Source organism: Peteryoungia wuzhouensis, assembly GCF_003205195.1.
GTDB classification, from domain to species: domain Bacteria; phylum Pseudomonadota; class Alphaproteobacteria; order Rhizobiales; family Rhizobiaceae; genus Allorhizobium; species Allorhizobium wuzhouense.
This window is the reverse complement of record NZ_QJRY01000005.1, coordinates 367,200-389,194: the sequence shown is the minus strand read 5'-3', so window position 1 is coordinate 389,194 and position 21,995 is coordinate 367,200. Positions and strand designations below refer to the sequence as shown.

The window sequence follows — 21,995 nt, the reverse complement described above, 5'->3', positions numbered from 1 at the left end:
ACGTCGGTCAGCATGCCTCAGGACAGACGCTTCAGCATATGCCGCTGATGGTCCTGCCCGCCGAAGAAGACGGCGATAACTTGAATGGTGTGCGTCGCCTCGTAGACGTCGAAATAGATGACTGCGCGGTTCTTGGTGACGTGACGCAGACCGTCGCCAATCTCCTTCGACAATGTCCCCTGATAGGGCGCTTTCCCGAGACCAAAGATATCGCTGCGGATTCGGCGAACGCGTTCAGATGCTTGATCAAAGGCATCTTCGAGAGGTTCACCCAACTGGGTGTAGGACTGAACAAGATGATCGAAGATCTGCTTGAGATCGCTCTCGCTTTCTTCCGAAAGTTCGACCTCAAAGGCCATACTCGGCCTTCTTTGCAGCAATCATCGCCTCGATCCGCTCGTGGCTTTCAGCCTCAGAGAGGAATGGCCCCTTGCGCCGACGCTCAATTAGCGCCCGCAACGCCTCCACATCCTCTTCCCGCATCTCCGTCTCTTCGCGCACCAGATCCAGCCCTCGCTCGACGACAGCGGCAAGGCTTGGAAAATGGCCGTCCTCGACCAGCTTGCGGGCGAATTCTTCCTGCTGGGGCGAGAGCGAGACAGAGGCTTTCACGGTCATGGCAAGGCGCTCCGGTTAAGGCCTTCAGAATAGCCCGGACCCCAAATCCCGTCAAACTGACCTCCCTCGGCGAACAGCCGAACCGCGCAGCCTTCAGATAAGGATCGCATCGATGACCAAGAAAACCATCGCCGACTGGCAGGCGCATGCCGAAAAGGAGCTGAAGCGTCCGGCCGACGCGCTCACCTGGCACACGCCAGAAGGCATCGACGTCAAGCCGCTCTACACGGCGGACGACATCGCCGGCATCGGCCACCTCGACAGCCTGCCGGGCTTTGCCCCCTTCGTGCGCGGGCCGCGCGCCACCATGTATGCCGGGCGCCCCTGGACGATCCGGCAATATGCCGGCTTCTCGACCGCGGAGGAGAGCAATGCCTTCTACCGCAAGGCGCTTGCCGCTGGTCAGCAGGGCGTCTCCGTCGCCTTCGATCTTGCCACCCATCGAGGCTATGACTCAGATCATCCCCGCGTCGAGGGCGATGTCGGCAAGGCGGGTGTGGCGATCGACAGTGTCGAGGACATGAAGATCCTGTTCGACGGCATTCCGCTGCAGGACATCTCGGTGTCGATGACCATGAATGGCGCCGTCATCCCGATCCTCGCCAACTTTATCGTCACCGGCGAGGAACAAGGTGTCTCGCGCGAAAAACTGTCCGGAACCATCCAGAACGACATCCTCAAGGAGTTCATGGTCCGCAACACCTATATCTACCCGCCCGAACCCTCCATGCGGATCATCGCCGACATCATCGAATACACGGCGAAGGAGATGCCGAAGTTCAACTCGATCTCGATCTCCGGCTATCACATGCAGGAGGCCGGGGCGACGCTGGTGCAGGAGCTTGCCTTCACGTTGGCCGACGGGCGCGAATATGTCCGCGCCGCCATCGCCAAGGGCATGGATGTTGATGAATTCGCCGGCCGCCTCTCCTTCTTCTTTGCCATCGGCATGAACTTCTTCATGGAGGCGGCAAAGCTGCGCGCCGCCCGCCTGCTCTGGACCCGCATCATGCAGGAATTTGAGCCGAAGAAGGCGTCCTCCCTGATGCTGCGCACCCATTGCCAGACCTCGGGCGTGTCGCTGGCCGAACAGGACCCCTACAACAACATCATCCGCACCGCCTTCGAGGCGATGTCGGCAGCGCTCGGCGGCACGCAGTCGCTGCACACCAATTCCTTCGACGAGGCAATTGCGCTGCCGACGGAATTCTCCGCCCGCATTGCGCGCAACACACAGCTCATCCTGCAGAACGAGACGGGTGTCACCAAGGTCGTCGATCCGCTGGCCGGCTCCTATTATGTCGAGAGCCTGACCAACGAACTCGCGGAAAAAGCCTGGGCGCTGATCGAGGAAGTCGAAAGCCTGGGTGGCATGACCAAGGCTGTCGATGACGGCCTGCCGAAGCGTCTGATCGAGGAAGCCGCCACCCGCCGCCAGGCCGCCGTCGACCGGGGTGAGGAGGTGATCGTCGGGGTCAACAAGTTCCGTCTGGAAAACGAAGAACCGATCGACATCCTGCAGATCGACAACACCGCCGTCCGCCTGTCGCAGATCAAGCGCATCGAGCAGACACGCCGGCAGCGCGACCCGAAGCGGGTGAGCGAAACGCTCGCGAGGCTGACGGACGTCGCCAGAACCGCCAACGGCAACATCCTCGAAGCAGCCGTCGACGCGGCCCGCGCCCGTGCCACCGTGGGCGAAATCTCGGACGCCATGCGCGCCGTCTTTGGCGATCACGTCGCCGTCCCCGAAGTCGTGCATGACATCTATGGCAAGGCGTACGAGGGCGATCCGGAAATGGAGACGCTCACGACCCGCCTCAAGGATTACGGAAAGGCCGCGTCCAAGCCGCGTATCCTGATCGCCAAGCTCGGCCAGGATGGCCATGACCGCGGCGCCAAGGTGATTGCATCCGCCTTCGGCGATATCGGCTTTGATGTCGTGGCAGGTCCCCTCTTCCAGACACCGGAGGAAGCAGCGGGCTTGGCCGTGGCCAACAAGGTCCAGGTCGTCGGCATGTCCTCGCTCGCCGCAGGCCACAAGACGCTGGCTCCGCAGCTGGTCGAAGCGCTGAAGGCCAAGGGCGCAAACGACGTGATCGTCGTCGTTGGCGGCGTCATTCCGCGCCAGGACTACGACTTCCTGCTGGAGCATGGTATCTCCGCCGTTTTCGGCCCCGGAACCAATGTCATGGATGCCGCCCGCTCCGTGCTTGACCTCCTGGAGGGTCGCCTACGAAACAGTTGAGACGCAGGCAGCGCTCGGGGAGGAGCATGGAGACCTACGATTACATCGTCATCGGCGCCGGCACCGCCGGCTGCCTGCTCGCGAACCGGCTCTCCGCCGATCCCATGCGGCGCGTGCTTTTGCTCGAAGCCGGCGGCAGCGATAACTATCACTGGATCCATATCCCGGTCGGCTATCTCTACTGCATCAACAATCCGCGCACCGACTGGTGCTTCAAGACGGAAGCCGAACCGGGGCTGAACGGCCGGGCCATCGGCTATCCCCGTGGCAAGGTGCTCGGCGGCTGCTCCTCGATCAACGGCATGATCTATATGCGCGGCCAGGCCCGCGACTACGACCAGTGGCGCCAGATGGGCTGCGACGGCTGGGGCTGGGATGACGTGCTGCCCCTCTTCAAGAAGACCGAAGATTTTTACAAGGGGGCCGACGACAAGCATGGCGTGGACGGCGAATGGCGGGTGGAAAAGGCCAGGCTTCGCTGGGAGGTCCTGGAAGCCTTTCGCGAGGCCGCCAGACAGGCCGGCATTCCCGAGACCGCAGACTTCAACCGTGGCGACAACGAAGGCTCCGGCTTCTTCGAGGTCAACCAGCGCTCCGGCATTCGCTGGAACACGGCAAAGGCTTTTCTGAAACCGATCCGTCACCGCAAGAACCTGACGATCCTCACGCGCGCCCATGTGAAACGGCTGACCATCGAAGGCGACCGCGTGACCGGGGCCGAAGTGTATCACGATGGCGAATTGAAGCGTTTTGCCGCCCGCCGCGAGGTGGTGCTGTCAGCGGGTGCCATCGGCTCGCCACAGATCCTCGAACTCTCCGGCATTGGACGCGGCGATGTGCTACAAAGTGCGGGGATCGAGACAGTGCGTGAGGTGCCAGCCGTTGGCGAAAACCTGCAGGACCACCTGCAGCTCCGCCTCGTCTTCAAGGTAACGGGCGTGCCGACGCTCAACGAACGTGCCTCAAGCCTTTACGGCAAGGCAATGATCGGGCTGGAATATGCGCTCCGCCGCTCGGGCCCGATGTCCATGGCGCCGAGCCAGCTCGGCATCTTCACCCGCTCCGGCCCGGACAAGGAGACCGCCGACCTCGAATACCACGTCCAGCCGGTCTCGCTCGACAAGTTCGGCGATCCGGTTCACCCCTTCCCGGCGATGACGGCCAGTGTCTGCAATCTCAGACCAGAAAGCCAGGGATCGGTGCACATATCGGGGCCGGACTTCGCGGCCCAACCAAAGATCGCGCCGAACTATCTCTCGACAGCTGCTGACCGCGACGTCGCCGTCCGCTCGATCCGGCTGACCCGCCGCATCGCTTCCCAGCCCGCCTTTGCCCGCTACCAGCCCGAGGAATATCGTCCCGGACCTGATCTCGAAAGCGATGCGGAATTGGAACAGGCAGCAGGCGACATCGGCACGACGATCTTTCACCCCGTCGGCACCTGCCGCATGGGAGCGGATCCGGACAGCGTCGTCGATCCACGCCTGCGGCTCCGCGCCTTGAAGGGCCTGCGCATCGCCGATGCCTCGGTCATGCCGACCATCACCTCGGGCAACACCAATTCCCCGACCCTGATGATTGCCGAAAAGGCATCAGCGATGATCCTGGAGGATCACCGCTGACCGGTAAACATGCCATTGGCTTGGAAATGGGTCTCCGCTTGGTGTAGCACTGGCCTTCTTGCCGCAGCGCTTCATCCGACTCGCGAGGACACCCGCGCAGAGGCACGGCACCGACAAAGGACAAGACCATGCCCGCCGCACACTTCAATCCGCTCGTCGCAGATCTCTCGGCTCCGCCGGTCCCCTCCGTTTTTGCCTGGGCACGCGCCTATGATGGCGCTCGCGGCCGGATGATCGACTTGAGCCAGGCGGTCCCCGGTTATCCGCCGCACCCGGATCTCTTCGCCTGGCTGGCCGAGGCTGCATCGAGCCGCGCCAATGCCGGATACGGCCCGATCGAGGGCGAGCCTCCGCTGCGCGAGGCCTATGCGGCCGAGGTTTCAGCCGTCTATGGCGCACCGGTGACGGCCGAGAACATCCATATCACCGCAGGCTGCAACCAGGCCTTCATGGCTGTGATGTCGGCGATTGCCGCAAGCGGCGATGCGGTGGCGCTGACAGATCCCTTCTACTTCAACCAGGAGACCACGCTGGCGATGATGGGCATCCGGCGCGAGCTGATCCCGCTCGACCCGGCAACCGGCTTCGTGCCCACCATTGAAGGCATCGAGGCGGCATTGGCCAAAGGCATCAAGGCCGTGGCCCTGGTCTCGCCCAACAATCCGACCGGTGCGATCTATCCAGCGGCTCTCTTGCATCAGGCCTTCGAGGCCTGCCGGAAGGCCGGTGCCTTCCTGATCCTCGATGAGACCTATCGCGACTTCCTCCCCGGCGAAGGCCGCACGCATGATCTGCTCTCGGTCGAAGGCTGGGAAGAGAACCTCATCCTGCTCTACTCCTTCTCCAAATCCTTCTGCATCCCCGGCCATCGCCTCGGCGCGATCACGGCCGGGCCTCGCGCGGTCTCCGAAATCGCCAAGGTGATGGATAACCTGCAGATCTGTGCGCCCCGCGCGCCGCAGGCGGCTGTCGCCAAGGCCATTCCGGCGCTGAAGGCGTGGCGTGACGACAACCGGATCGAAATCCTCAAGCGCGCCGATACGCTGAAAGGCGTGATGGCCAAGCTTCCCGCCTGGAAGATGGACTCGCTCGGCGCGTATTTCGCCTTCATCCGCCATCCCTTTGAAGGCCAGGACTCCGCGCATGTCGCCGAACGGCTGGCAAAACAGGCCGGCGTGCTCTGCATCCCCGGCGCCTATTTCGGCGACGACTGCCAGGATTACCTGCGCTTCGCCTTCGCCAATGCCGACAGTACGACGATCGAAGGCCTGGTTGATCGCCTCTCGACCTTCACACCGGACTGATCCGCAATGGCAAAGAGCGTGGCGATCATCGGCGGCGGCCCGGCGGGCCTGATGGCGGCGGAACATTTGGCCGCCAAGGGCCATGCCGTCACCATCTATGACGCCATGCCGACAGTGGGTCGCAAGTTCCTGCTCGCCGGAAAGTCGGGCTTGAACATAACGCATGCCGAGGACTATGCGCGCTTCGTCACCCGCTATGGCGCGGCCAACGAAAGGCTACGCCCGGTGCTGGACCTGATGACACCCGAGGCAATCCGCGTTTGGGCAGCGGATCTCGGTACAGAGACGTTTGTTGGAACCTCCGGCCGCGTCTTCCCGACGGTGATGAAAGCCTCACCGCTGTTGCGTGCCTGGCTGAAGCGGCTGGAAGGGCTGGGCGTGACCATCCTCACCCGCCACCGCTGGATCGGTTTCGACAAAGATGCCCTGCTTTTCGAGACACCAGAGGGTCCGAAGCAGGTCATCGCGGACGCGACACTTCTCGCCCTCGGCGGCGCAAGCTGGCCAAAACTCGGCTCGGATGCGGCCTGGGTGCCGCTGCTTGCAAACGAAGGCGTCGCCATTGCCCCGCTTCGCCCAGCCAATTGCGGTTTTGACTGCGACTTCTCAGAAAGCTTCAACGGCCGCTTTTCCGGCCAGCCGGTGAAATCGGTGAAGGCCACATCGACGGCCGGCACCACCCAGGGCGAATTCGTCATCAGCCGCGGCGGCATCGAGGGGAGCCTGATCTACGGCCATTCGGCCGCACTCAGGGATGCGCTCGAGCGTGATGGGCACGCCGAGCTTCTGCTCGATCTCGCGCCGGGCCGCACTGTGGAGAAACTGGCAGCCGATCTCGACCGCCAAGACCGCAAGACAAGTTTCTCGACCCGCCTGAAGAAGGCCGCCAATCTTGATGGGGTGAAGATCGCGCTTCTGCGTGAGGTCAACCCCGAGGCCAACCAGCTGACGTCGGGCGCACTGGCACGCCTCATCAAGGCACTGCCCCTCCCCGTCAAACGCCCACGCCCGATCGCCGAGGCGATCTCGACCGCAGGCGGCGTAACCCTCAACGCGATCGACAATGGCTTCATGCTGAAAAACCGACCGGGCACCTTCGTCTCAGGCGAAATGCTCGACTGGGAGGCGCCAACAGGCGGCTATCTACTCACCGCCTGCTTTGCGACGGGCATTGCCGCGGCAGATGGCATCGACCGCTGGCTTCTGCGATCACAGGGGTGAGGCCTAGCGGCTTGCCGTCTTGTGCGAATAGCCGGGCTTGCGGAATTCGACGGTGGTCTTTGCGACCGGGATGCCGAACTTGGTGACAAGCGCCGTGTTCAGCACCGTACCGTCCTGACGCAGCACCATCTTGTCCCAGAAGCGCACCTTGTTGCCTTGGGTCTCGGGGCTGAGATAGACGAGGTAGTTGAAGCGCGCGACGGCACCATTCAGCCGCACGGTTGTCTCGCCAATGACGTCCTCGCGCGTGCCGCTATAGGTCGTCGGGCTGGTCTTGGTGAAGCGCCAAGTCTTGCGGTCTTTTGTGCCGTCATCGAAGACGAAATCTTCGCGCAGTGTCAGCGTCTTCCCATCCCACTTGCCGGTCAGATCGACCGTGAAGCTGCGCTTGACGCCGTTGATGGCGCTGAACGAACCGACGGCTTCGGTGCGGCCTGAGAAATAGTCTTCAAAGGTAAACTTCTCGGCGGCCTGTCCGGTGACCGGCAGCAGGCTCAGGGCAAGCCCGACAAGGGCCAAGCTGAACTTCGGCATGGGGCGTCTCCATCGTTGGCGCGTTTGTGCACCCACTACGGCGCCGCTCGCCCAACGGATTTGGAGTGGCTCCCAGAAACGAATTCGTGAAGACGCTTGCCGCCTCTTGACCGGTTTCACTTGCTGTCGCGCTGATAGATCCAGTCGTGGTCGGGATGGTTCTGGAAGCGCCATTTGCGCAAGGGGCCAGCCATGACGTTGAGATAATACATTTCGTAGCCATGCGGCACGCCACAGGGGTGATGCCCCCTAGGCACCAGCACCACATCGCCATCGGACACCGCCATGGTCTCGTCCAGCGAGCCATCTTCGGTAAAGACACGCTGGAAGCCGAAACCCTGGGCGGGGTTCAGCCGGTGGTAATAGGTTTCCTCAAGATAGGTCATCTCGGGGAAATTGTCCTCGTCATGCCGATGCGGCGGATAGGACGACCAGTTGCCCGAGGGGGTAAAGACCTCCGTCACCAAGAGGCTGTCGGCCACGTCCCGGTCTTCCATGGCGATCGGATAGATGTGGCGGGTATTGGCGCCTTTGCCGCGCTCGACGAGCGAAATGCCCTCCGGCCCGATCTGCTGCGCCTCGCGGCCGGGCATGGCCGGTGCGGTACAGACAGCCAGCACGCAGTCGGTCGTTGCCTTGGCAGACCAGTCGGCACCCGCCGGCACGTATACGCAATGCGGCGGGGTTTTCTCGAACACCGACATGCGCTGACCGAGTTCGCCGAAGTCCTTGCCACCGCCTGATATCGTGGCCTTGCCCTCGACAAGCACCAGAATGACCTCTGTTTCGCCGGTCGGCTCGGCAGCGGTCTCGCCCGCCTTCAGGCGATAGAGCCCGAAGCCGACATAACCCCAGCCGGCGCTGGCCGGCGTGATGTCATGCACCTTGCCGGATGTGTTAGAAGGCTTGCGCAACAGGTCGGCCATGTCTCGTCTCCCAAATTTCGGCGCTCAGTCCGCGTCCGGCCGTTCAGCTTCGGCTGCGATCCGCGCCCGCTCGGCCTCCGCCTTGGCTTCGGCCTTTTTCATCGTGTGCTCATACATGAACAGCAGTTCGTAACCGGCATAGAGACCGGTGGCGGTGAAGATCATCGCCCAGCCGGTCGCACCGTTCGAATATTCTACCCCGGCCCAGGCGAGCGGCAGCACCGTGCAGAGAAGGCGGATCCACAGCGGCTTGAAAAACGGATGGGTCGGATCGAGGATCTGGAACTTCAAGGCTTTGCTCCCGGCAGTCTTGTGAATGGGTCGCCTGCAATAGAGCCCAAATCCGTGTGCTGTCAAAACACGGGGCGGAGATAAGTCGCCGCCCCGGCTTCACTATCAGATCAGGCCGGCATCTTTGGCGAAACCCTTGAGCGATTTCAGGCCGAGGCTCTGATATTCGAAGGGATTGCGCACGTCAGGGTCCTGCTCGGCTTCGATGACGATCCAGCCTTCATAACCATGTTCGGCCGCGATCTTGAGCACCGGCGTAAAATTCACGCCACCTTCGGTATCGCCGGGAACGGTGAACACGCCGCGACGCACGCCTTCGAGGAAGGAGAGCTTCTCGCTCCGCACCTGATCGGCGATGACGGGACGGACATTCTTCGCGTGGATATGGCCGACGCGGTGCATGTATTTTTTCGCAACGGCTTCCGGATTGCCACCGCCGAAATAGCAATGGCCGGTATCGAGCAGCAGCTTGGCATGCGGGCCGGTGTGTTCCATCAGCTTGTCGATCTCGGCCTCGGTCTCGACGACCGTGCCCATGTGGTGGTGATAGACCAGCGAGATGCCCTGGGAAGCCGAGAATTCGGCCAGCGCCTCGACGCCGGCGCCGAACTTGGCCCATTCGGCATCGGACAGAACCGGGCGGTCGGCAAGTGCCGCATCATCGGCGCCATGGATGGCGTTCGAGGTTTCGCAGACGATGATGACCTTGCAGCCCATGGCTTTGAGCACATCGAGGAAGGGCTGCATGGCGGCCTTTTCTTCCTCGATTGAGTTGGTGAGCAGGTTCAGCGAATGCCAGCCGGAGACGAATTTCAAGCCGCGCGGCTCCAGCACCGACTTGAGACCCGCAGGATCGGTCGGCAGCTTGTGGCCCTTCTCGATGCCGTCGAAACCGATCTTGGCGGTTTCGTCCAGGCACTGTTCGAGGCTGATATGGGCGCCGAGACGGCGGTCGTCGTCGTTCGACCAGGCGATCGGGTTGGTTCCGAAAAGGATCATGATCAGGTTCTTTCCTTCAGAGCCGCTTCATAGGCAATGCGGGCTTGATTGACTTCGGCGCGGGCCGAGACTTCCGGCACCGCGACATCCCACCAATAGCCGCCGGCTCCGGTGGTTGGATAAGGATCGGTATCGATGACGATGACGGTGGTCTCGGTCGCCTCGCGGGCGGCATCGAGGGCTGTTTCGAGCTCTGATATCGACGACACCTTCTGGGACCGCGCACCCATCGATGCCGCGTGTGCCGCGAAATCGATGCCGATCGGGCTGACATTGGTATGGGCGTAGAGATTGTTGAACTGCGCGCCCCCGGTGCCCATCTGCAGCCGGTTGATGCAGCCGTATCCCCTGTTGTCGGTGATCACCAGCGTGATCTTGACGCCCATGCCGACCGCCGTTGCCAGCTCCGAATTCATCATCATGTAGGAGCCGTCGCCGACCATGACGATCACGTCGCGATCGGGCTCGGCCATCTTGATGCCGAGACCGCCGGCAATCTCGTAACCCATGCAGGAGAAGCCGTATTCCATGTGATAGGAGAGCGGCAGCTTTGACTTCCACAGCTGATGCAGCTCGCCCGGCATGGTGCCGGCGGCGCACATGACGACGGTATTGTCGCGCGAGGCGCGCTGCACGGCGCCGATCACCTGCATGTCGGTCGGCAGCGCATTGCTGTCGACAGGCGCTGCCGTCACGGCATCCGCCTTGGCGAACCAGGAGGCCTTGAGACCGGCATCGGGTGCGGCATACGTGTGATCGCCGAGTGCTGCCGAGAGCTTTTCGAGGCCGATCTTGGCATCCGCCACCAGCGGGATCGCATCATGCTTGGCGCTGTCGTAAGGCTGCACGTTGAGCGCCAGGATCTTGCGATCAGGGTTCTTGAACAGCGCCCAGGAGCCGGTGGTGAAATCCTGGAAACGCGTGCCGACACCTATGACGAGGTCGGCTTTTTCGGAAACCACATTGGCGCTTTCGGCACCGGTCACGCCGACAGGACCGAAATTGAGGCCATGGTCCCAGGCGAGCGCCGACTTGCCGGCCTGCGTCTCGACGACAGGGATCTGGTGCTTCTCGACAAAGGCCTTCAGCGTCTCCGTGGCGCCTGCAAAATGCACGCCGCCACCGGCGACGATGACAGGGTTCTTGGCCGCCTTGAGCGCCGCAACTGCCGCTTCGAACTCGAAGACATCAGGCTCCGGACGACGGAAGCGCCAGGTCTTTTTGGCAAAGAAGCTCTCGGGATAATCATAGGCCTCGGCCTGAACGTCCTGGCAGAAGGCGAGCGTCACAGGACCGCAATCGGCGGGATCGGTCAGCGTGCGCATGGCGCGCGGCAAAGCGGTCAAGAGGTGTTCCGGCCGCATGATCCGGTCGAAGTAGCGCGAGACAGGGCGGAAGCAGTCATTCGCCGACATCGTGCCGTCGCCGAAATCCTCGATCTGCTGCAAAACCGGATCAGGGCCACGATTGGCGAAGACGTCGCCGGGGATGAAGAGCACCGGCAGACGATTGACATGCGCAAGCGCCGCCGCCGTCACCATGTTGAGCGCGCCGGGCCCGATCGAGGACGTCACGGCCATGGCGCGGCGACGGCCGAGCTGCTTGGCATAGGCGATCGCCGCATGGGCCATCGACTGCTCGTTCTGGCCGCGATAGGTCGGCAGTTCCTCACGGATGCCGTAAAGCGCCTCGCCGATACCGGCGACATTGCCGTGACCGAAGATCGCCCACATGCCGGCGATATAGGGAACGCCATCCTCATTCATCTGGTTGGCGAGGTAACGCACCATCGCCTGTGCGGCGGTCAGCCGGATCGTCTTCATGTTTTTCCTCCCTTGGCGGAAACCGCCTTCTGCCGCGCAGCGTCCCAGATTGCACAGAGGCTCTGGTAACGCGCGGCCATATCCTCCACGGCAGCGGCATCGCTCAGCGAACCGGCGAGCCACTTGCGCGCGGCATCGCCAAAGATCGTGCGGCCGACGGCAAAACCCTTGACCAGATCGAAGCCGGCGGCAAGCTGGAAGCTCGCCTCCAGTTCCGCCTGCGGCGCATCAAGCCCGAGCACGACGATGCCGCGTGTATAGGGGTCGTTGCGCTCGATCGCATTGCAGGCATTGGCCCAGGATGCCACCGTCTTCATCGGCTCCAGCTTCCACCAGTCGGGATAGACGCCGATTTCGTAGAAACGCTCGATGATCTTGGCCACCGTCTCGTCATCGCAGGCCCCCACCTTGGACGGAATGACCTCCAGCAGGAATTCCAGCCGGTTGCGGCGCGCCGAATGGAAGAGCCTGAGCACCGTCTGTTCCTGCTCCGCCTTCATCTCGGGCGTATCGTCAGGATGATAAAAGGCGAGAACCTTCACCACATGATCGACAGGCCATTCGACCAGACCGCCGAAATCAGGGCCGATTTCCGGCTCCAGCGTCAGCGGCCGCGACCCCGGCCATTCGACCGGACGACCGATCCACAACCCCGTGCCGGCGGCGCGGTAGAGCGCATCGCGACCCAGGCGGCTGTCGCAGAGCAGGCCATAACCGGCTTTGCCATCGGAAACCTTGAGGGCGGCATCCAGGCAGAGGTTCTTGAAGGCACCGATCCGATGTTCGGAAACGCCCGCCTCCTTGGCCATGGCTTCAAGCTGCATGCGGTGATCGAAGGCAAAGACCCGCATGGTCGACCAGTCACCCTTGCGGTTGGTCGACCAGTGCACCTGCTCAAGCGCTGCATCCTTGCGCAGCGCCTTGTTCTTGATGCCGGTGCGAAAGAAGTATTGAAGCTCTTCCCAGCTCGGATAGGCCGGCGTGCAGCCGTGGCGCGAGACGGCAAAGGCACCGCAGGCATTGGCGAACTTCAGCGAGGTCGGCCAGTCTTCACCCGTCAGCCAGCCCTTGAGAAGGCCCGACATGAAGCCGTCGCCGGCGCCGAGAACGTTGAAGACTTCGATCGGGAACCCCTCCCCGGCCTGCCCCTCGTCCAGACTGTCGGGAATGGCATCTTCAAAAACCACAGCGCCCATCGGCCCGCGCTTGCAGACCAGCGTTGCCGGCGAGACCTGGCGCACGGCGCGCAGAGCTTCGATCGTATCGGTCGAGCCACCGGCAATATGGAATTCCTCTTCCGTGCCGACGATCAGGTTGAACAGATGCAGGGTCGACTGCAGTTTCCGCGTCACCTTCTCGGATTCAACGAAGCGGCTTTCGCCATCGCCGTGACCGGCAAGGCCCCAGAGGTTCGGGCGGTAGTCGATGTCGAGTGCCGTGAGCCCGCCATATTCGCGAGAGATCGCCAGCGCCTTGAGGACTGCCTGCTCGGTACGCGGATTGGACAGATGTGTGCCGGTGACACAGACGCAACGCGCCTCGGCAACGAAATCCGGATCGATATCGTCTTCCGACAGCGCCATGTCGGCGCAGTTCTCGCGGTAGAAGATCAGCGGAAACTGGTGTTCGTCCCGGATGCCGAGCAGCACCAGCGCCGTCAGCCGCTCCTTGTCAGTCTTCACGCCGCGCACATCAACGCCCTCGCGCACCAGCTGCTCGCGGATGAAGCGGCCCATATGCTCGTCGCCGACGCGGGTGATCAGCGCCGATTTCAGCCCGAGCCGTGCCGTGCCGGCTGCGATATTGGTCGGGGAGCCGCCGATATACTTGTTGAAGGAGGCCATATCCTCCAGCCGACCGCCGACCTGGGCCCCGTAAAGGTCCACGGACGAGCGGCCGATCGTGATCAGATCGAGCGAAGCCAAATTGTCCTCCCTGCTGCGGGATCTACCTGCCCCGCTCTCCACCGGCCATTCCATGGAATGGAACGGCCATTCTTCAAAATGGACTATAAATTCTATTTTTCAGAATTTCAATACGGACGTTCAATCTTCCTGCCGCGCCGTACCCACGGCAACAGACAAAGTAATGGCGAGACAAAGGGTCGCGGAGAGCGACCGGAAGGCGCCGAAATCCACTTCCGAGACTGAGAGCAAAGTGGCATTCATCCGCCGGAGCGGGCTGACGACCGTATCGGTGACGGCAACCACGGGAATCCCCCTGCTGGCGACGTCTTCCACGAGATCCAGCGTCTCGGCGGAATAGGGCGAAAAGGTCACGGCGAGCAGCGCATCGCCCTCGCGAATGGCGTGGTGATTGTCGAGCCGCCCGACCACGCTGTGCAGCATGGCCGGCACACCCATCTTCTCAAAGGCATAGGCCATGTAACTCGCCACCGGAAAGGAGCGCCGCAAGCCGATGATATGGATCATCCGCGCCCTGGAGAGCAACCCGACAGCCGCCTCAAGTGCCTGAGGATCAACGGTTTTGACGAGATTTTCCAGCGACATGCGGCCGGCCTCGACGAATTCGGCGAGAAGCGCAGACGGCGTGCCTTCCTGCATCTCCCGCAGGTGCTGAAGCCGCGTCGAATAATCCGGCCAGCCGCCGACAAAGCTCTCGCGAAACAGCTTCTGCATTTCGGAAAAGCCGGTGAAACCCATGATCTGACAGAAGCGCATGAAGGCCGAAGGCTGCACGCCCGCCCCTTCCGCCATCTCGGCTACGGTCGACACGGCGATGCGGTCCTTGTTGGCAGCGACATAGTCGGCACACTGCTTCAGGCGCTTCGGCAGCGTGCTCGACACCTCCAGCAGCCGGTCCTCGAAGGCCTTGATCGTCTGTGGCCCGACACTCTCGTTCATCCCGCCCCCGTTTGCCTGAACTTCGCTTGACATGATCAGTGTCACGATCTAGCAAAATAGAACATATATTCCAAATCGTCACATTTGCCAGCGCGAAATGGAACAGAGACAGAGTGCTCGGCGCGAGCGCCTGACAACACAACAATCGCCTCGTCTGCGAACAAGACCGGGCACAGGGAGGAATGATCATGGTCACGAGACTGGCCCTTCTGGGCGCCGGGCGTATCGGCAAGGTTCACGCAAAAGCCATTGCCGAAGACAAGCGCGCCAAGCTGGTCGCCGTTGCGGACGCCTTTGCAGACGCTGCCAACGCCATTGCGGCCCAGACCGGCTGCGCGGTGAAGACGATCGAGGAGATCGAGGCTGACAAGGACATCGACGCCGTCATCATCTGCACGCCGACCAACACCCATGCCGACCTGATCGAACGTTTCGCCAAGGCCGGCAAGGCGATCTTCTGCGAAAAGCCGATCGATCTGGATGTTAACAGAGCCAAGGCTTGCCTTGAGACCGTGCGCGCCGTTGGCGGCAAGGTCATGCTCGGCTTCAACCGCCGCTTCGATCCGCATTTCCAGGCCGTGCGCAAGGAAATCGACAAGGGCTCGATCGGCAAGGTCGAGATGGTGACGATCACCAGCCGCGATCCGGGCGCGCCCCCGGCCGAATACATCAAGGTCTCGGGCGGCATCTTCCGCGACATGACCATTCATGACTTCGACATGGCCCGATTCCTGCTCGGCGAAGAGATCGAAACGGTCCAGGCCTCGGCTTCCGTTCTGGTCGATCCCAAGATCGGCGAACTCGGCGATTACGACAGCGCCTCGCTGATTTTGACGACGAAGAGCGGCCGCCAGGCGATCATCTCCAATTCGCGCCGCGCGTCTTACGGCTACGACCAGCGTATCGAAGTGCATGGTTCGCTCGGCTCGGTCTCGGCCGAAAATCAGCGCCCGGTCTCCATCGAAGTTGCCAACAAGGACGGTTACACCCGCCCGCCGCTGCACGACTTCTTCATGACCCGCTACACGGCAGCTTACGCGGCCGAAATCTCCGCCTTCATCGACGCGCTCGACAACGGCACGCCGATGGCGCCGTCTGCCGAAGACGGCCTGATCGCGCTGGCGCTTGCTGACGCGGCCGTAAAGTCCGCCAAGGACAAGTCGGCTGTCACGGTCAGCTACTGAGCCACAAGCTCCTGCGCTGCCATAAGGTTGCGCAGAATGGAAACGCCGCCCGAACCTCCTCGGGCGGCGTTTTCGTGTGTGTGAATGAGAGAACCCTCAGATGGCGAGTTCGCGCCGCTCGACTTCCGTCAGCATGGCAAGGTCGAGGATCTTCTGCAGGTTCGCCGCATGGCGGAAGTTCGGCTCCTGGGTATAGCCGGACTGGATGGCCGCAATGAACTTCTGATAGTTCGTCTGCACCGGATCGACCTCGATCGCGCGCCAGACTGCCTTTTCAACGTCTTCCTGAAGGCAGGCCCTGAGGGTCGATCCATCGAGACGATGGATAACCTCGAGCGCGCCCTTGTCGCCATGCACCCGGAGACGAAGCTCGTTGAGATGGCCCGTCGCCCAGCGGCTGGCATGGATGACGCCCATGGCCCCGTTGGTGAACTCCGCCGTCATGGTGAAGCTGTCATTGGCATCCAGATCATACTCGCCGATCTTGTTGCCAGGCGCCTTCTCGAAGGCCTTCAGCCGGGCAAAGACATGATCGATGTCGGTGGCGGCACCATAACCGACGAAGTCGAGGATATGGATGCCGACATCGCCGAGCACGCCGTTCGAGCCGTGTTTCGTCGACAGCCGCCAGAGCCATTGGCTCTCGGTTGCCCAGTCACCCCAGGCCTTGGAGACGAGCCAGCTCTGCAGATAGGAGGCCTCGATATGGCGCACCTTGCCGATCTCGCCGGCCAAGACCATCTGCCTTGCCTTCTGCACCTGCGCCACGTTGCGATAGGTGAGGTTGACCATGTTGACGAGGCCGGAGGTTTCCGCCGCCGTCGCCATTTCATCGGCCTTGGCATAGTTCTCGGCGAGCGGCTTCTCGCACATCACATGTTTGCCGGCCGCCAGGAGCTTGAGCGTGGTCGGATAATGGACCTTGTCAGGCGTGACATTGGTGACCGCATCGAACTCGCCCCAGGCAATCGCCTCGTCGAGCGAGGTGAAGGTGTTGGGTATGTTGTGACGGGCGGCAAAGGCCCGCACCGTCGCCATGTCCAGATCGACGGCCGCCACAAGCTGCACGTCGGTAATCGTGGAAAAATTCATGGCATGGCTATTGGCCATGCCACCCGTGCCAAGGATCAACAGGCGTATGGGGGCAGTGCTCATTTGTAGCCTTCCTCGCCGGCCTGATGAAGACGAGGGCCGCGCTCGGTGATCGGCTCGAGCGCCATTTCGACCGGCACATTCGGGGCGTCATGCACGGCGCCGTATCGCGGCATCGGATTGTACGCCCATTTCACCCCGTTGCGGATGACCTGCTGGACGGTCGCATCGTGATAGGTCGGATAGGTCTCGTGGCCGGGCCGGAAATAGAAGATATTGCCAGCACCGCGCTTCCAGGTCAGCCCTGAGCGGAAGATTTCGCCGCCGGCAAACCAGGAGATGAACACGGTTTCGAGCGGCTCGGGAACCGAGAAGAACTCGCCGTACATCTCCTCGTTTTCCAGCACGAAGTTTTCCGGGATTCCCGCTGCGATCGGATGGCCGGGATTGACCGTCCAGATCCGCTCGCGTTCACCCGCCTCGCGCCATTTCAGCGCACAGGGCGTGCCCATCAGCCGCTTGAACGGCTTGGAAAAGTGGCCGGAATGCAGGACCAGCAGCCCCATGCCTTCCCAGACCCGGCGTGCAACCCGCTCGACGATCTCATCGGAGACTTCGCCATGCGCCTTGTGGCCCCACCAGACCAGCACATCCGTCTCCGCCAGCCGCTCGACCGACAGGCCGTGTTCCGGCTCTTGCAGGGTTGCGGTGGTCGCCTCGATCTCGCTGTCGGTATTGAGGGCAGCCGCAATCGTCGAATGCATGCCATCGGGATAGATCCCGCGGACGATGGCATTTTCCCGTTCGTGGACGTTTTCGCCCCAGACAACTGTTCTGATCGTCATCTGAATTCTCCTTCGGTATCGGTCCCCCGCCATGGAGGACCGTATTTCATTTTGGCGCTCAGGCAGCGCCTTTCATCAGGCCGCGGCCGATGGCGCGGCCATCGCGGTCGAAACGGTGCAGTTCATGTTCAACAGGCGAGAGAGCGACGGTTTCGCCGGGCTTCAGCGTCGCCGTCCCTTCCTGCCGCACGACGACCGGCTCGGACGTGCCGATGTCGACATAGACATAGCTGTCCGATCCCAGCATTTCGGAATGCACGACAGAACCCCGCCAGCGTCCATCTTGTTCAATCGAAAGATGCTCGGCGCGGATGCCGATGGTATGGGCGCCCATTTCGTCCGAAAAGCGCCCGTCGAGGAAATTCATCTTCGGCGAGCCGATGAAGCCGGCGACGAAGAGCGAATTCGGGCTCTCATAGAGTTCGAGCGGCGTGCCCACCTGCTCGACCACGCCGTCGCGCAACACACAGATCCGGTCGGCGAGCGTCATGGCTTCCACCTGGTCATGGGTCACATAGATCATCGTGGTGTTGTGCATGCTGCGATGAAGCTTGGCAATTTCGAGACGGGTGGCGACGCGCAGCGCGGCATCGAGGTTGGAGAGCGGTTCATCGAAGAGGAACACGCGAGGATCGCGAACGATGGCGCGACCGATCGCCACACGCTGGCGCTGACCGCCCGAAAGCTGCCGGGGCAGCCGTTCCAGATACGGGGTCAGCTGCAGCATGTCGGCTGCCTCCCGCACCCTTCGGTCCCGTTCCGCCTTGTCCTGGCCGGCAAGCTTCATGCCGAAGGCCATGTTGTCGAACACGGTCATGTGCGGGTAAAGCGCATAGGACTGGAAGACCATGGCGATGCCACGCTTGGCCGGTGGCAACTGGTTCATCACCTCGCCGTCGAAGGCGAGTGTGCCGGATGAAATGTCTTCCAGGCCTGCGATCAGGCGCAAAAGCGTGGACTTGCCGCAGCCCGACGGGCCGACAAAGACCATGAATTCACCGGAGCGGATTTCCATGTCGACGCCCTTGATGACCTCAAGCGCTCCAAACGATTTGCGGATGTCTGTGAGTTGGATATGGGCCATGGGTTATCCTCCTATCCCTTGACGCCGCCGGCTGTGAGGCCGGAAATGATGCGCCGCTGGAAGATCAGAACGAGTACGACCAACGGAATGGTGACGATGACCGAGGCGGCCATGATGCTGCCCCAGGGGATTTCGAACTGGCTGTCGCCAGAGAGCAGCGCGATGGCGACCGGCACGGTGCGCTGCGTGTTCGACGAGGTGAAGGTGAGTGCAAAGAGGAACTCGTTCCAGGCGGTGATGAAAGCGAGAAGCCCGGTCGTCACCAGCGCCGGCCACATCAGCGGCATGAAAACCTGCGTGATGATCACCCAGGACGAGGCTCCGTCAACGATCGCCGCCTCCTCGATCTCGATCGGCAGGTCCCGCATGAAGGTGGTGAGCACCCAGACGGTGAACGGCAGCGTGAAGATCATGTAGGAGAAGATCAGCGCGATCGGCGTGTTGAAGATCCCCATCCAGCGGATCAGTTCGAACAGTCCGGCGAGCACGGCGATCTGCGGGAACATCGAGACCGCAAGGATGGTGAGCAGCAAAAGCCCCCGCCCGCGAAACCGGATACGGGCCAGCGCATAGGATGCCGTCACCGCCAGAAACAGCGACAGCACCACCACGACGGTTGCCACCAGCAGCGAATTGCCGAGACTGCGCACGAAGCTGCCGCGCGACAGCACGCTTTCGTAGTTCCCGAATGTCACGGTGTTGGGCCAATAGCTGATGTCGAAGAGCGCACTACCGGGTTTCAGGCTGGTGATAACAGCGTAGTAGAACGGGAAGACCGCGATGACGACGATGATCGCAACGAGCAGATAGAAGGCGGATTGTTTGACCACGGTCGGCATCAGCGCTCTCCTCCGGAAAGATTGACGCGGCCGAAGACGATGTAAATGACCGTGATCGAGGCGATGATCAGGAAGAGCATGGTGGATGCTGCTGCCCCATAGGCGAACTTGTCGAACTCGAAGAGGTTTTCCCGCGCCATGACCGACATGGTCTTGGTCTGCGAATTGTTCGGCGTCAGCACATAGATGAGATCGAAGATGCGCAGCGCATCAAGCATGCGGAAGATCACCGCCACCATCAGTGCCGGGCGGATGAGCGGCAGCGTGAGCCTGAAAAACACTTTGACCGGATGAACCCCATCGATCTTCGCCGCTTCATAGATATCCTGCGGCACCATCTGCAGGCCGGCGAGAATGAGCAGCGCCATGAAGGGCGTGGTTTTCCACACGTCGACGATCAGCACGGCCACCATCGCCGTCTCCGGATTGGCCGTCCAGGCGATCTTCTGGCTGATCAGGCCGAGATTGAGGAAGATGTCGTTGAGGATGCCGAACTGGTCGTTGAGCATCCAGGCCCACATCTTGGCCGAGACGATCGTCGGGATGGCCCAGGGGATGAGGATCGCGGCACGCACGATGCCGCGTCCGGGAAACCTGGCGTTCAGCACCAGAGCGACGACAAGACCGAGCACCGTCTCGATCGAGACCGACAGCAGGGTGAAGCGCAACGTATTCGCCACCGCCCCCCACCAGGCCGGATCTACAAGCAAGCCGCGATAGACCGTGCGGCCGCTCTGCAGCGTGATCCAGGTCAGATAATTGCCGAAACCGATGAATTCGGCACCGGCGAGGTTGTTGAGGGTCGCATTGGTGAAACTGAAATAGATGGTCCGGATGAGCGGCCATCCGGCGACCATGGCAAGCACGATCAGGGTCGGCGCGAGAAAGATCCAGGCGGAGCGGGTGCGCTGGGCGCTGAGATCCGAGCCGGCTGTGGCTTTGGCCGGCGGTGGGCGCACGGCAGGGTTCATGCTGATGTCTGACATGGGCGGTCCTCCCTTGGGGTGACGGGGGGCTGACGGGAGCCGGGCGACGAGGAGGTCGCCCGGCGGCTGGATCACCAGCCATTGCCCATGAGTTCGTTCAGCTCGATTTCGAGCAGTTCGAGATTTTCTGCCGAAGTGCCCGAGCCGGACAGCGTGTTGTGCACGGCGCTCCAGAAGCGCGAGGAAACCTCGTTATACTTGACCTTGGTCGTGGCAGACGGACGCGGCACGGCATCCTGGAAGATCGGCTTCCACTGCGGCATGAAGGGCTGGGCCGCCGCGACATCCGCGTCGTCATAGAGCGCCGAGCGCGTCGGCAGGTTCGACAATTCGATGGCGCGGCGCTTCTGCACCTCGGCCGAGGTCAGGAACTTGACGAGGTCGATCGAGGCTTCCTGTTCTTCAGAATATTTCGACACGGCGAGGTTCCAGCCGCCCAGTGTCGAAGACGGCTTGTCGCCGGTGGCAGCCACCGGAAGCGTCGCCACATCGAACTTGCCCTTGACCGCACTGTCGTCACCATTGCCAAGCGCATAGGCATACGGCCAGTTGCGCATGAAGACGGCATTGCCGGTCTGCCAGACGCCGCGCGATTCCTCTTCCTGATAGGCGAGAACGCCGGGCGGCGTGATCGTACCGATCCAGGACTTCGCCTGATCGAGGGCGGCCGCGGCCTTTTCGTTGTTGACCGAGATCGTGCCATCCGGCTCGACGATCTGCCCGCCGCCGGAGGACTTGATCCATTCAAGCGCATTGCAGGTCAGCCCCTCATAGGCATTGGCCTGGAAGACATAACCCCAGAGATCCTTCTGGCCGGCCTCGCGCTCCTTGTCCTGGATGTCCTTGGCGACGGCCGCCATGTCGGCCCAGGTCTTCGGGACCTCCTTGCCGTATTTCTCCAGCAGGTCCTTGCGGTAGAACAGCGCCGGCGCGTCGGTGTAGAGCGGCATCGCCACGAGACGGCCGTTCACCGTCTGCGACTCGATGATCGAGGGAAAGAAATCGGTGATCCCATCACCGGCGGCCGCCTTCAGATCGACGAACTGGTCGGCCAGCTGCGGCGCCCAGATCACATCCGTCTGGTAGACGTCGACGTCTTTGTTGCCGGCGGCAAGCCACAGCCTGTACTGAGCGAACTGCTCGGAACTGGAGGGCGGCATGGTGACGAGTGACACCTTGTGCCCGCTCTTTTCTTCGAACTCGACGAACAGCTTGCGCAGAAAATCCAGGTTCTTGCCGGTGGAATTCGCCGCGACCGCAATCTCGGCCGCCTGGACGGATCCGCACAACGCAGTGGCCGCGATCAGGGCGGCGCTCAACAGTGTCTTCATCAATATCTCCTCCCGAGAAACCAAAGCCGTTGCAACCTCCACAACAAATTTGAAAACGCTTTGGTTGGTGGAGACTGGCAAAAAACAGAAAACGAGTCAAACCTTGTTCCAGCGCTCGCGCATAAGAAAAACACAAACACATGATATTTCATTATCTTTTTTGAATAAACGAACATCCTGCTCT

General features: G+C 62.0%; 20 protein-coding genes. 5 read left to right on the top strand and 15 right to left on the bottom strand.

Annotation, left to right across the window (positions count from 1 at the left end; genetic code table 11):
* Nucleotides 1–17: 17 nt before the first annotated feature.
* Both DMY87_RS15775 and DMY87_RS15770 read right to left on the bottom strand, forming a co-directional pair.
* Complete coding sequence (locus tag DMY87_RS15775) at nucleotides 18–359, bottom strand: type II toxin-antitoxin system RelE/ParE family toxin (RefSeq protein ID WP_110792571.1); 342 nt, start codon at nucleotides 357–359, stop codon at nucleotides 18–20.
* Complete coding sequence (locus tag DMY87_RS15770) at nucleotides 349–618, bottom strand: ribbon-helix-helix domain-containing protein (RefSeq protein ID WP_110792570.1); 270 nt, start codon at nucleotides 616–618, stop codon at nucleotides 349–351. The genes DMY87_RS15775 and DMY87_RS15770 overlap by 11 nt, the downstream gene beginning before the upstream one ends.
* A gap of 112 nt (nucleotides 619–730) precedes the next feature.
* On the opposite strand from DMY87_RS15770, the gene scpA reads away from it, so the two are divergent.
* From scpA to DMY87_RS15750, 4 genes are all read left to right on the top strand, one after another.
* Nucleotides 731–2,866: a methylmalonyl-CoA mutase gene (gene scpA, locus DMY87_RS15765; RefSeq protein ID WP_110792569.1), complete on the top strand. Its 2,136-nt coding sequence runs from the start codon at nucleotides 731–733 to the stop codon at nucleotides 2,864–2,866.
* Between the two features lie 26 nt (nucleotides 2,867–2,892).
* Nucleotides 2,893–4,488, top strand: a complete 1,596-nt coding sequence (locus tag DMY87_RS15760; RefSeq protein WP_110792568.1) for a GMC family oxidoreductase — start codon at nucleotides 2,893–2,895, stop codon at nucleotides 4,486–4,488.
* Between the two features lie 128 nt (nucleotides 4,489–4,616).
* The gene (locus DMY87_RS15755) at nucleotides 4,617–5,792 is read left to right on the top strand and encodes an aminotransferase (RefSeq protein ID WP_110792567.1); all 1,176 of its coding nucleotides are present in this window, start codon (nucleotides 4,617–4,619) and stop codon (nucleotides 5,790–5,792) included.
* A gap of 6 nt (nucleotides 5,793–5,798) precedes the next feature.
* Nucleotides 5,799–7,013, top strand: coding sequence for a TIGR03862 family flavoprotein (locus tag DMY87_RS15750; protein WP_110792566.1), 1,215 nt, complete (start codon nucleotides 5,799–5,801; stop codon nucleotides 7,011–7,013).
* A gap of 3 nt (nucleotides 7,014–7,016) precedes the next feature.
* Here the strand turns inward: DMY87_RS15750 and DMY87_RS15745 are convergent, their stop codons facing one another.
* The 7 genes from DMY87_RS15745 to DMY87_RS15715 form a co-directional block, all read right to left on the bottom strand.
* Entirely contained in the window at nucleotides 7,017–7,547 is a 531-nt protein-coding gene (locus DMY87_RS15745) for a DUF3833 family protein (RefSeq protein WP_110792565.1), read from the bottom strand.
* 116 nt (nucleotides 7,548–7,663) lie between these two features.
* Nucleotides 7,664–8,473, bottom strand: a complete 810-nt coding sequence (gene iolB / locus DMY87_RS15740; RefSeq protein WP_110792564.1) for a 5-deoxy-glucuronate isomerase — start codon at nucleotides 8,471–8,473, stop codon at nucleotides 7,664–7,666.
* A gap of 24 nt (nucleotides 8,474–8,497) precedes the next feature.
* Entirely contained in the window at nucleotides 8,498–8,764 is a 267-nt protein-coding gene (locus tag DMY87_RS15735) for a hypothetical protein (RefSeq protein ID WP_110792563.1), read from the bottom strand.
* A 105-nt stretch (nucleotides 8,765–8,869) separates the two neighbouring features.
* Entirely contained in the window at nucleotides 8,870–9,763 is an 894-nt protein-coding gene (iolE, locus tag DMY87_RS15730; protein WP_110792562.1) for a myo-inosose-2 dehydratase, read from the bottom strand.
* Between the two features lie 2 nt (nucleotides 9,764–9,765).
* On the bottom strand, nucleotides 9,766–11,586 hold the full coding sequence (gene iolD / locus DMY87_RS15725; RefSeq protein ID WP_110792561.1) for a 3D-(3,5/4)-trihydroxycyclohexane-1,2-dione acylhydrolase (decyclizing): 1,821 nt from the start codon (nucleotides 11,584–11,586) through the stop codon (nucleotides 9,766–9,768).
* Nucleotides 11,583–13,511: a bifunctional 5-dehydro-2-deoxygluconokinase/5-dehydro-2-deoxyphosphogluconate aldolase gene (locus tag DMY87_RS15720; RefSeq protein WP_110792560.1), complete on the bottom strand. Its 1,929-nt coding sequence runs from the start codon at nucleotides 13,509–13,511 to the stop codon at nucleotides 11,583–11,585. Before DMY87_RS15720 ends, iolD begins: the two co-directional genes overlap by 4 nt.
* A 120-nt stretch (nucleotides 13,512–13,631) precedes the next feature.
* Nucleotides 13,632–14,450: a MurR/RpiR family transcriptional regulator gene (locus DMY87_RS15715; RefSeq protein ID WP_110792559.1), complete on the bottom strand. Its 819-nt coding sequence runs from the start codon at nucleotides 14,448–14,450 to the stop codon at nucleotides 13,632–13,634.
* Between the two features lie 188 nt (nucleotides 14,451–14,638).
* Here DMY87_RS15715 and iolG point away from each other — a divergent pair, with 188 nt between their 5' ends.
* Complete coding sequence (gene iolG / locus DMY87_RS15710; RefSeq protein ID WP_110792624.1) at nucleotides 14,639–15,634, top strand: inositol 2-dehydrogenase; 996 nt, start codon at nucleotides 14,639–14,641, stop codon at nucleotides 15,632–15,634.
* Nucleotides 15,635–15,730: 96 nt separating this feature from the next.
* Here the strand turns inward: iolG and DMY87_RS15705 are convergent, their stop codons facing one another.
* From DMY87_RS15705 to DMY87_RS15680, 6 genes are all read right to left on the bottom strand, one after another.
* Nucleotides 15,731–16,789, bottom strand: coding sequence for a Gfo/Idh/MocA family protein (locus tag DMY87_RS15705; protein ID WP_205908175.1), 1,059 nt, complete (start codon nucleotides 16,787–16,789; stop codon nucleotides 15,731–15,733).
* Nucleotides 16,786–17,571, bottom strand: a complete 786-nt coding sequence (locus DMY87_RS15700; protein ID WP_110792558.1) for a ThuA domain-containing protein — start codon at nucleotides 17,569–17,571, stop codon at nucleotides 16,786–16,788. The genes DMY87_RS15705 and DMY87_RS15700 overlap by 4 nt, the downstream gene beginning before the upstream one ends.
* Nucleotides 17,572–17,629: 58 nt before the next feature.
* Nucleotides 17,630–18,655, bottom strand: coding sequence for an ABC transporter ATP-binding protein (locus DMY87_RS15695; RefSeq protein ID WP_110792557.1), 1,026 nt, complete (start codon nucleotides 18,653–18,655; stop codon nucleotides 17,630–17,632).
* A gap of 11 nt (nucleotides 18,656–18,666) precedes the next feature.
* Nucleotides 18,667–19,494: a carbohydrate ABC transporter permease gene (locus DMY87_RS15690; RefSeq protein WP_183041820.1), complete on the bottom strand. Its 828-nt coding sequence runs from the start codon at nucleotides 19,492–19,494 to the stop codon at nucleotides 18,667–18,669.
* Entirely contained in the window at nucleotides 19,494–20,480 is a 987-nt protein-coding gene (locus DMY87_RS15685) for a carbohydrate ABC transporter permease (protein ID WP_110792555.1), read from the bottom strand. The genes DMY87_RS15690 and DMY87_RS15685 overlap by 1 nt, the downstream gene beginning before the upstream one ends.
* A gap of 71 nt (nucleotides 20,481–20,551) precedes the next feature.
* Nucleotides 20,552–21,811, bottom strand: a complete 1,260-nt coding sequence (locus DMY87_RS15680) for an ABC transporter substrate-binding protein (RefSeq protein ID WP_110792554.1) — start codon at nucleotides 21,809–21,811, stop codon at nucleotides 20,552–20,554.
* Between the last annotated feature and the right edge of the window lie 184 nt (nucleotides 21,812–21,995).

Coding starts and splice junctions, on each gene's coding strand:
- DMY87_RS15775 (WP_110792571.1), bottom strand. CDS start 359: ATGGCCTTTGAGGTCGAACTTTCGGAAGAAAGCGAGAGCGATCTCAAG.
- DMY87_RS15770 (WP_110792570.1), bottom strand. CDS start 618: ATGACCGTGAAAGCCTCTGTCTCGCTCTCGCCCCAGCAGGAAGAATTC.
- scpA (WP_110792569.1), top strand. CDS start 731: ATGACCAAGAAAACCATCGCCGACTGGCAGGCGCATGCCGAAAAGGAG.
- DMY87_RS15760 (WP_110792568.1), top strand. CDS start 2,893: ATGGAGACCTACGATTACATCGTCATCGGCGCCGGCACCGCCGGCTGC.
- DMY87_RS15755 (WP_110792567.1), top strand. CDS start 4,617: ATGCCCGCCGCACACTTCAATCCGCTCGTCGCAGATCTCTCGGCTCCG.
- DMY87_RS15750 (WP_110792566.1), top strand. CDS start 5,799: ATGGCAAAGAGCGTGGCGATCATCGGCGGCGGCCCGGCGGGCCTGATG.
- DMY87_RS15745 (WP_110792565.1), bottom strand. CDS start 7,547: ATGCCGAAGTTCAGCTTGGCCCTTGTCGGGCTTGCCCTGAGCCTGCTG.
- iolB (WP_110792564.1), bottom strand. CDS start 8,473: ATGGCCGACCTGTTGCGCAAGCCTTCTAACACATCCGGCAAGGTGCAT.
- iolE (WP_110792562.1), bottom strand. CDS start 9,763: ATGATCCTTTTCGGAACCAACCCGATCGCCTGGTCGAACGACGACGAC.
- iolD (WP_110792561.1), bottom strand. CDS start 11,586: ATGAAGACGATCCGGCTGACCGCCGCACAGGCGATGGTGCGTTACCTC.
- DMY87_RS15715 (WP_110792559.1), bottom strand. CDS start 14,450: ATGAACGAGAGTGTCGGGCCACAGACGATCAAGGCCTTCGAGGACCGG.
- iolG (WP_110792624.1), top strand. CDS start 14,639: ATGGTCACGAGACTGGCCCTTCTGGGCGCCGGGCGTATCGGCAAGGTT.
- DMY87_RS15705 (WP_205908175.1), bottom strand. CDS start 16,789: ATGAGCACTGCCCCCATACGCCTGTTGATCCTTGGCACGGGTGGCATG.
- DMY87_RS15700 (WP_110792558.1), bottom strand. CDS start 17,571: ATGACGATCAGAACAGTTGTCTGGGGCGAAAACGTCCACGAACGGGAA.
- DMY87_RS15695 (WP_110792557.1), bottom strand. CDS start 18,655: ATGGCCCATATCCAACTCACAGACATCCGCAAATCGTTTGGAGCGCTT.
- DMY87_RS15690 (WP_183041820.1), bottom strand. CDS start 19,494: ATGCCGACCGTGGTCAAACAATCCGCCTTCTATCTGCTCGTTGCGATC.
- DMY87_RS15685 (WP_110792555.1), bottom strand. CDS start 20,480: ATGTCAGACATCAGCATGAACCCTGCCGTGCGCCCACCGCCGGCCAAA.
- DMY87_RS15680 (WP_110792554.1), bottom strand. CDS start 21,811: ATGAAGACACTGTTGAGCGCCGCCCTGATCGCGGCCACTGCGTTGTGC.